Annotated in this window: 1 protein-coding gene; it reads right to left on the bottom strand. The window is 42.2% G+C overall.

What is annotated here, in order from left to right; genetic code table 11:
- Positions 1–70 precede the first annotated feature (70 nt).
- On the bottom strand, positions 71–511 hold the full coding sequence (locus HMPREF2726_RS01945) for a methionine ABC transporter permease (protein WP_246827845.1): 441 nt from the start codon (positions 509–511) through the stop codon (positions 71–73).
- Positions 512–592: the final 81 nt, after the last annotated feature.

The following is a 592-nucleotide window of genomic DNA, read 5'->3' as shown; positions in this document are numbered from 1 at the left end:
GTACGGCAAGGCGAGGTAACGCCGTCCTGGTTTAGAGTTAATCCACTATACAATTGTCAAAGCTATGTCACTATTTATTGAGGGATTTGCTTTCATACGACCTTGGCAACAGCAAAGAAGCAATCGCGCCTGCAATTGCCCCCATTATTCCAACTCCGGTGTACATTTGCCAATCCAATGTCGTTGAACGCTGATATATCAGCATCAATATCTTTTCAGATGCCGCAATCGTGATTACCACCCCTGCCGCTGAAAGCAATGCAAACAACAGCGTTCCTACTACGCTGCGCCGCAAGCACAAACGTTTCGCGACAAGGGTGCATAGCAGCATGGCGGGTAGTGCATGGGAAGCGAAAATCAAAACACTGCCCGATATCTCTAAAACGGACGGATTTCCTTTATCTAAAACATACATGTAAAGCAATAATAAAAACAAGAGTGTTTGTACGCCAAATGCAAACAGCAGCATAGCGGCAGATTTCCAATATGCTTTAATTTTAGGCTGATTCATCATATTCCTTTTTTAATATAGTCATAGTGCAATGTGATTAATTTATCGATTCTATAGTGGATTAACTTTAAACCAGTACGG

Source organism: Neisseria sp. HMSC074B07 (assembly GCF_001810355.1).
Lineage (GTDB): Bacteria > Pseudomonadota > Gammaproteobacteria > Burkholderiales > Neisseriaceae > Neisseria.
Note: the sequence above shows the minus strand (reverse complement) of the source record. Positions and strands in the feature narration are given on the sequence as shown.